The sequence below is a fragment of the Weissella sp. DD23 genome (genome assembly GCF_001579105.1).
GTDB classification, from domain to species: domain Bacteria; phylum Bacillota; class Bacilli; order Lactobacillales; family Lactobacillaceae; genus Weissella; species Weissella cibaria.
In genome coordinates, this window is sequence record NZ_KQ970399.1 from 52,980 (window position 1) to 61,054 (window position 8,075).

Genomic DNA, 8,075 nt, shown 5'->3' on the forward strand with positions numbered 1-8,075 from the left:
GGTAATTGTTCATTTGCGAACTGTCGTTGATGGAAATGCCAAGATGACAACAGTTTTGGATATTGCCGAAAAAGCTGTTGAATGGGCAGAAGACAACTTTGACGGTGGAGCAAAGCAAAAGGCGGAAGCATTAAAGTATGTGTCCGATAAATTGTTGAAGCTAGATAAGGCGCATTTATTCACAGCAAGCGAGATAAATACTGCTATTGAGTGGGCTGTCTTTAAAATGAAAGGAATGGATTAGAGTAGATGAATAAGTATATTAAGTTGGTCGCCGTTGGGGCGGCCTTTTTGTTTGGTGCAACATTCGCTGGAAACGTAACAGTCCATGCTGATTCGCCACGTTATGACATGGTTGATGTGTCAAACCACAATGGACAGATGACAACACCTGAATTCATTGATATGCGTGATGCATACGGTGTTAAGGCGGTTACGACCAAGATTTCAGAGGGTACAACCTATCATGACTGGACTGCGGCTGGAAACATTCGTGCTGCGCAAGAAGCTGGCTTGTACATCAACGGTTATCACTATTTGCATGCAACAACGGTAACTGGTGCGATTGCTGAGGCCAATTATGCTGTGGCTATGGCGCAAGCTGACGGTTTGCCTGTAGGGGCAGTTTTGGTGGCTGATGTTGAAGAACCGGCACAAATGGCAATGGGTGCAAATATGCAAGCTGTTGTGACTGCGTTCGAAAATGAGGTTCAAATTAAGGGTGGGTTCCGTACCACTGCTTATACAATGGGGTCTCATCTTGAAGTAACGCCATACGGTGAAAAGTCATGGATTGCCTCATATCCATTTACACCAACATCAACTCAAAACTGGTATGCTACAGAGCACGGTTGGCAGTTTGATTCAAAGGCCACATTCCGCATGTCACTTGGTGTGTTTGATGTAAATCAGTTGTACGATAACTTCTTTACTGCGGATCAAGCGGTAATCAAGAAGAACCCAGGCGACGGCGCTACAGTATGGTCAAAGGGTGGCGTATGGTACACAGACAAGTCGTTCAAGCACAAGGCTAACGGCATCAAAAAGCACATGGGGGCTTATTGGTCATTTGCAAACGGTAAGCTAATCAAGTCAAACTGGACGCAATCATGGGGGATGTACTACTGGTCTGACGGTGACGGTAAGCTTGTTCAAGGCGAAGGTGACTGGCATGGCTATCACTTTGACTTTGGAACTGATGGAACGTATTTTGCTAAGTCGGCCATGGTTAAGAATCTTGCTTCAGTAATTAAATAAATAGTCAAACTGGTCGTAAAAGACCAATTTGAAAAGCCGGCAAATTGGGAGCAAATTCCTAGTTTGCCGGCTTTTTTACATTTCGACACGACTTGTTGAATATTCATAGAAGTATTAGAATTGAGGTTACTAACTTTTAATTTCCGGAGGGGAAAAGCATGGGTGAAACAATGGCGATTTATATTGACGATACAGGTCAATTACATCCAAATTATAAAAAAGGATCGGTATTTTTGTATGCTGGTTTTTGGACTCCTTATGAAAAAATGGATGAGATAAAGCGGTTTTACGGTGTTTTGAGACGACAAATATTTCATACTTCTCGGGAAGTTAAAGGAAGTCAAATGGATGAAAAAATTAAACTGCAAATTATTCGTCGAATAAAAAATAAATTTCCTGATAATTTTCACCCTATCTTCGTTGCAGTAAAAGTTCCTATTTTGACAATTAATTTTAGTTCTAAACAATCTGTTCAGTTGCATAAAAACTATTTGCTACGTCGTTTCGTAGAGACTGCGATTCAAGATAAACGGGCGAAGTGTGGTGATAGATTCGATCATGTTCATGTGTATATTGATGATCAGAGCAAGACACGTTTGCACAATCGCGATAGTTTGGGACGTTATTTAAATAAAAGTGCTAAACATATGTATTTTTGGAATAAATATCAAAAAACATCAGCTGCAAAATTTACGGTATCTTATGAGGATTCCCAATATGACAATGGTATTCAATTAGCGGATGTGCTGGCAAATACGAAAGGACATTATTATAACGGGACAGTAAAGTCAACTTTGGTACAAGATAGGTTTAAATCAATAGGTATTGACGCTCCCCTTAAGTTACCGAAGAATTGGACACATTAGGGTTGCAATTTAAGTGGGTACATTGTACTATGTTGTTACAGGCTTATGCCTGATAAATAGTGGCAAGCTATTTTAATAGTCAGAACCAGGTTCCTTTCCACTGTTGCATACATAATTAAAAATCCCGTCTAGCCTAAGTGCAACTGTACTTAGGCTAGACGGGATTTTTTTGTTTAAAACAAATATGCTAGTAATTATGGGTTGTATACATTAAACTAATGAATGCGGTTTAACCAGCCGTAAAAGATTTTTAAGGAGCCGACAGTGCGACTTATAAATTTTTCTTTTTTCATTGATTAAGCGAAAGTTTAATTATAACCATACTTAAGCGCTCATATTATTACGAGCGTTTTTTTACGGCCAAAACTTTATCTGACTAGTATGAATGGTCCATTTAAGAATCGTAAGGAGCTGTCAGAGCGTGTTTTCGATAGCATTTAGACAAATTCTTCTACATCAGGTACGTCCCATGACCACTCATGCTCAACCGCATGCCAATTTCCAGTTGCAGCAGAAGGACCAATTTTAGTTGCTAGTTCGATCCAAGTCTTAACGTCGAAAAGAGTTGGCCGGAACATTGCCTTAGCAGTTGCCTCGGTGTAATCTTCCCAAACTAGTTCGTTCTCTTCTAGCAAGGGTTCAACAATTTCTCGGTGCAAATTAATGTAAGCTTGCTTAGAATTAAATCCGTTAGCCACAAGTTCGTTAAACTTTCCTACATATAAAATACGCTCATCTTCTGTTTCTGATTTCAAGAAATTATTCAGTCGTTCAATCCAGTGGGTGGTTTCTGTCATGTTAACTTTCTCCTATTTCTGTTAGATTAAAGTTAATTTTACACTAACCCACTATAGTTAGAAACAAGTAATTTTGTAGCACAGATTATAGCGCTATTTGTAGCACTACTTGTAGCACTTTTCTGCAAAACCTACATAAATGGGGGTGAATGTACAAATCTTAATTTGCGTAAAAACCCCGGTGTATAAGCGTATGTTTTACTCTGTTTTTTATAAAATGTCCCCCAGATTCATTGATATAACGAAAATAAAGCTCTGAAAGTCTTGATTTAAAGGCATTTCAGGGCTTTTATTTTTTGCTTTGTAGCACAATCACGTCTATCGTAAGCAAGATAGCATTTTTGCCACAAATCCGTTAGGTTAAACCTTGCAATGTGTTAAGTTTACCTTTATTATAAATATATAACAGAATACTTGTGCGACGTGGTCACAGGCATTTTTTAAAATTTAAACATAACGAATGATAATACATAGAAAAAGGTGAACAAGATGGCATCATCAGAAGGTAAGGCAATAATGGGGCGCAACATTAAGCGTCTCATAAAGCAACGAGAAATTACAGCGGCACGATTGGCTGAAATCGTTGGTGTATCAACGGCGACAATTTCTGATTGGTCGAACGGTAAGACGTATCCCCGCATCGATAAAATTGAAGCAATGGCTGATTACTTCGGGGTATCAAAATCAGACTTAGTTGAGGATCCAGACAAGGTGTCGACAGCGGTAGCCACTGACGAGCCGGTCTTGATGGCAGCACACTGGGGGTTGGATATTTCGGGCTTGCCTGATGAAGATCGTCATCGTGTGATTGATCGGGCGAAAGCTTATATCGAAGGATTAATTGCAGACTACGAGGATCGGAATGCGAAGTAACGATTACGATGAGTTGTTGATGCGCGTTGAGCAAGATTTGGTGGCCCATGGTCTAGAAGCGGTTGTCTTAGATACAATGCCATTGAAAGAAAATTCCGGTCTTGATGGGGTGGCGTATCTGAAGGGAAATAAGGCTTACATTTTCATTGATAAAACCTTGGCAACGTTTGATAAGGCGCGGACCTTAGTTGAGGAATATCATCATGCAATTTCAGATCTTGGTGATCATTTGGACTATGACGCTGTGCGTGCACATAATAATGAGGTGAGCGCCCGTGAAGAGGTGATTGCCTACATGACATCACCGGAAGATTTAGTGCGGGTAGCCCACTATCACGAAGACGAACCGTTTGCTGCGTGGATGCTGACTGAGCATTTGGGTTACCCAGCTGATTTTGCTGAGGAAACGGTTGCGTACTATCGGCGTCGTGGCTTGATTCCAGGGTAGACACGACGACAGATTATTTTTTTAAGAAAAGACGGTAGTAGAACAATGGCATTACCATCAAACCAGCGCAATGGCATGCATTTTCAATCAATGGTGTCAGGAGTTGCAAAAGATAAGCAAAAAGCAGTGAAGTATGTCCAAAAGGGTGCTACTCGCCGGGATATGCTTGAATTGATTAATGCTTTCAATGCAGCGCATCCCATGGACCGCATTAGTTATCGTTAGGAAAAACCTAACAAAACACTTGCAATTAACTTTTACCTAACCTATAATAAATAGTGTCCTAGTTAACAGGGATTATGTTGATTAGGACTTTTATTAACTAATGGGGTTAGGTTTAAGTTAACCGAGTGGGAGGATGGATATGACCATTAATGTATTTGCAGGAGCTGTTGTATTTGCAATTTTAGTAATCATTTGGATTGGGATGATGTCAGTGGCGTCACTGGTAGAATACTTGATGTCACGCCGTTGGGCAGCTATCTTCCGTGGCTTGGGTCGGATTGTACGTTATGGATTTGCCCGTCTTGGTGGTGCTGATCAGCAGGAAGCGCACCGACTAGTTTTACAAAAATAAGGTATCAATATAGGCAATCAGTTCAGTGAGACTGATTGCTTTTTTTGTTCACAATTTAGGAGTGTTTCATCACAAATTGTCCCAAAATAACCAGCATTCCCTTGTTATTCTATCAAAGAAGAGAAAAGGGAAGGTTGAGACCATGATGAAACGATTGGTTTTATTGATTGTGGCGAGTTTCTCGCTGACAATGGCATTCGGTACGGTAACTGGTTATGGGGATGACGCAGCAACATTACCAATTGCACAAAATAGCAAGGCATCAGATAAAAATACAATTATTGCGGCGTATGTCGATGCCCTTGAAGAAATTGATTTGATGCGTGATCGCTTCAAGGCTGAGACCGATGTGGTTGACTGCTTAAAGAAAGCGGATCATCAATTGAGTGATCACCTCACACAAACTGAGAACGGACTACTGTCTGCCGAACAGTCGGCGTACCAGTATGTCGCTGACTACATTTTTTTGATTCATGAGGTGCGGTTACTGACTATTTTTAATGATGATAAGGATGGTTGGGCTGATAAGTTAAAGAGTGAGGAAGATATCCTACAAACAAATTTGCATGATTTTCAGGCCTTAAATGATCCATTTACGTTGCAAGATTTGATTCATATGGCAGACTATCAATTAATTAATGATGCTTTGACCGAAGAGGAGGTTGTGAAAGCTTCTTCAATTTCTTTATCAGCGAATGAAGAACGATCATTGATTGATATGACGGGAACGTGGTTTGCAGTTATTGGCACAGTGACGGTGTTAGTTGTACTGACGTTAATTGAGTTGCACACAAGTGTCATGTCAACCGTATTTCGGCGGACAAAGCGACGGTTACTAAGTAAAGTCAAATAAGACAAAAACGACTAAACCGAGGTTTAGTCGTTTTGTATTTGAGACAATGTAAAGTTGAGCTTTTTTTAGGTTTAAGGCGTATAATAGATGTATCGATTAAATAAGATATTTGATGGTGACATCAGGTGGTTATTTGGGTCGGTTCGTAATGAACGGCAACGTTTGTTGCGGTGTTGAAAGCGCGTTGTTACAATTGTTTGCGAAACTTTATGCAAAGTCGTATAATAAACAACGTAAAAACGTTTACAAAGAATTTCTGGGAGGAATCTTAATAATGACTGTTAAGATTGGTATCAACGGTTTCGGCCGTATTGGTCGTTTGGCCTTCCGTCGCATCCTTGAGTTGAAGGATACTGCGGACGACATCGAAGTTGTTGCAATTAACGATTTGACTAACCCTGCTATGTTGGCATACTTGTTGAAGTATGACTCAACGCACGGTACTTTGCCAGTTGATGTTTCAGCTGACGAAGACGGTATCATCGTTGATGGTAAGAAGATCCGTGTTTACGCTGAGCGTAACGCGGCTGACTTGAAGTGGGTTGCAAACGATGGTGTTGAAATCGTTTTGGAGTCTACTGGATTCTACACTTCAGCAGAAAAGTCACAAGCTCACTTGGATGCAGGTGCTAAGAAGGTTTTGATTTCAGCTCCAGCTGGAAACATCCCAACGGTTGTCTACGGTGTTAACCAAGACACGTTGACTGCAGACGATCACATCGTATCTGCTGGTTCATGCACGACGCAATCATTGGCTCCATTGGCAAACGCCTTGGACAAGGAATTTGGTATCGAGATCGGTTTGATGACGACGGTTCACGCCTTCACTTCAACGCAAATGATCTTGGACGGTCCTAAGGGATCAAAGTTCCGTTCAAACCGTACTGCTTCAGCAAACACGATTCCTCACTCAACTGGTGCCGCTAAGGCTATCGGTTTGGTTGTTCCTTCTGTTGCTGGTAAGTTGGACGGTCACGCACAACGTGTTGCTGTTGTTGACGGTTCTGTTACTGAGTTGACGACTGTTTTGTCAAAGACTGTTACGGCTGAAGAAGTTAACGAAGCTGTTAAGAAGTACACGAACGACTCATTCGGTGTTAACGAAGACGAGATCGTGTCATCAGACATCATTGGCGACACACACGGTGCTGTGTTTGACCCAACTTTGACTAAGGTTATCACTGTTGGTGATAAGCAATTGGTTCAAACTGCTGCTTGGTACGACAACGAGTACGGTTTCACTTCAAACATGATCCGTACTTTGTTGCACTTGGCAACTCTCTAATTGCTAATTTCTAGCAGATAGAGTAAAAACAGGTGGTTTAGGCATACTAAACCACCTGTTTTTTGTTATAATAGACTTATTGAAGTAATTTAATTATATACACAGAAAGAAGGACTTTTCCCATGGCTAAGTTGACTGTTGAAGACTTGGAGTTGAAGGGTAAGAAGGTTTTGATGCGTGTAGACTTTAACGTTCCTTTGAAGGAAGAGAACGGTGAAGTTGTTGTCTCAAACGACAACCGTATCGTAGCTGCATTGCCAACTATTAAGTACGTTTTGGAGCAAGGTGGACGTGCAATCTTGTTCTCACACTTGGGTCGTATCAAGAGTGAAGATGACAAGAAGGGCTTGTCAATGAAGCCTGTTGCACAACGTTTGGCTGACTTGTTGGGTCAACCTGTAACTTTCGTTCCTGCTACTGAAGGTAAGGAATTGGAAGATGCCGTTGCTGCATTGGAAGATGGTCAAGTTTTGATCTTTGAGAACACACGTTTCGAAGACGTTGTTAACGGTGAAGAAGTTAAGCGTGAGTCAAAGAACGATCCTGAGCTTGGTAAGTACTGGGCTTCATTGGGTGATGTCTTTGTTAACGATGCGTTTGGTACTGCACACCGTGCCCACGCTTCAAACGCAGGTATCGCAGCTAACATTGCGCAAACTGCTGCTGGCTTCTTGATGGAAAAGGAAATCAAGTTCTTGGGTGGTGCCGTTGAAAACCCAGAGCGTCCATTCGTTGCTATCATCGGTGGTGCTAAGGTTTCAGACAAGATTACGATTATCGAAAACTTGTTGAAGAAGGCTGACAAGGTTATCGTTGGTGGTGGAATGGCCTTTACGTTCGATGCTGCTAACGGTAAGGCTATTGGTAACTCATTGTTCGAAGAGGACAAGGTTGCGTTGGCTAAGCAATTGATCGAAGAAGCTGGCGACAAGTTGGTCTTGCCAGTTGACGCCGTTGCTGCTGACAAGTTTGCTAACGACGCTGACACTTACATTGCTGAAGATGGTATCAAGGATGGCTACATGGGTCTTGATGCTGGTCCTAAGTCAATTGAATTGTTCAAGTCAGTTTTGGCAGATGCTAAGACGGTTGTTTGGAACGGACCTATGGGTGTGTTCG

The 8,075-nt window shown here is 41.5% G+C and carries 11 protein-coding genes; 10 read left to right on the forward strand and 1 reads right to left on the reverse strand.

All coding sequences use genetic code 11. From position 1 onward, the window contains the following. The 3 genes from WEIDD23_RS11055 to WEIDD23_RS11065 form a co-directional block, all read left to right on the forward strand. Positions 1 to 244, forward strand: a 244-nt coding sequence (locus WEIDD23_RS11055) for a phage holin family protein (RefSeq protein ID WP_207644212.1), incomplete at its 5' end; no start/stop codon positions are given. Positions 245 to 249: 5 nt separating this feature from the next. Beyond that, complete coding sequence (locus WEIDD23_RS11060) at positions 250 to 1,257, forward strand: GH25 family lysozyme (RefSeq protein ID WP_062359029.1); 1,008 nt, start codon at positions 250 to 252, stop codon at positions 1,255 to 1,257. A 158-nt stretch (positions 1,258 to 1,415) separates the two neighbouring features. Next, positions 1,416 to 2,123: a DUF3800 domain-containing protein gene (locus WEIDD23_RS11065; protein WP_062359030.1), complete on the forward strand. Its 708-nt coding sequence runs from the start codon at positions 1,416 to 1,418 to the stop codon at positions 2,121 to 2,123. Positions 2,124 to 2,560: 437 nt separating this feature from the next. Here WEIDD23_RS11065 and WEIDD23_RS11070 read toward each other — a convergent pair whose 3' ends face one another. Continuing rightward, positions 2,561 to 2,920: a hypothetical protein gene (locus WEIDD23_RS11070; protein ID WP_062359031.1), complete on the reverse strand. Its 360-nt coding sequence runs from the start codon at positions 2,918 to 2,920 to the stop codon at positions 2,561 to 2,563. A 489-nt stretch (positions 2,921 to 3,409) separates the two neighbouring features. Between WEIDD23_RS11070 and WEIDD23_RS11075 the strand changes: the two genes are divergently transcribed. The 7 genes from WEIDD23_RS11075 to WEIDD23_RS11105 form a co-directional block, all read left to right on the forward strand. Next, positions 3,410 to 3,793: a helix-turn-helix domain-containing protein gene (locus tag WEIDD23_RS11075; RefSeq protein ID WP_010368871.1), complete on the forward strand. Its 384-nt coding sequence runs from the start codon at positions 3,410 to 3,412 to the stop codon at positions 3,791 to 3,793. Then, positions 3,783 to 4,241 carry a hypothetical protein gene (locus WEIDD23_RS11080; protein ID WP_010368874.1) on the forward strand — a complete coding sequence of 153 codons (459 nt, stop codon included), beginning with the start codon at positions 3,783 to 3,785 and terminating at the stop codon, positions 4,239 to 4,241. The genes WEIDD23_RS11075 and WEIDD23_RS11080 overlap by 11 nt, the downstream gene beginning before the upstream one ends. 45 nt (positions 4,242 to 4,286) lie before the next feature. Next, a complete protein-coding gene (locus WEIDD23_RS11085; protein ID WP_010368877.1) occupies positions 4,287 to 4,466 on the forward strand; it encodes a hypothetical protein in 180 nt (59 codons plus the stop codon). A 139-nt stretch (positions 4,467 to 4,605) separates the two neighbouring features. Then, entirely contained in the window at positions 4,606 to 4,818 is a 213-nt protein-coding gene (locus WEIDD23_RS11090) for a hypothetical protein (protein ID WP_010368880.1), read from the forward strand. Positions 4,819 to 4,960: 142 nt separating this feature from the next. Next, the gene (locus WEIDD23_RS11095) at positions 4,961 to 5,671 is read left to right on the forward strand and encodes a hypothetical protein (protein WP_010369252.1); all 711 of its coding nucleotides are present in this window, start codon (positions 4,961 to 4,963) and stop codon (positions 5,669 to 5,671) included. Positions 5,672 to 5,945: 274 nt separating this feature from the next. Beyond that, positions 5,946 to 6,956: a type I glyceraldehyde-3-phosphate dehydrogenase gene (gene gap, locus WEIDD23_RS11100; protein ID WP_010369259.1), complete on the forward strand. Its 1,011-nt coding sequence runs from the start codon at positions 5,946 to 5,948 to the stop codon at positions 6,954 to 6,956. Positions 6,957 to 7,078: 122 nt separating this feature from the next. After that, positions 7,079 to 8,075: phosphoglycerate kinase (locus WEIDD23_RS11105; protein WP_062359032.1), on the forward strand; the 997-nt coding region annotated here is incomplete at its 3' end.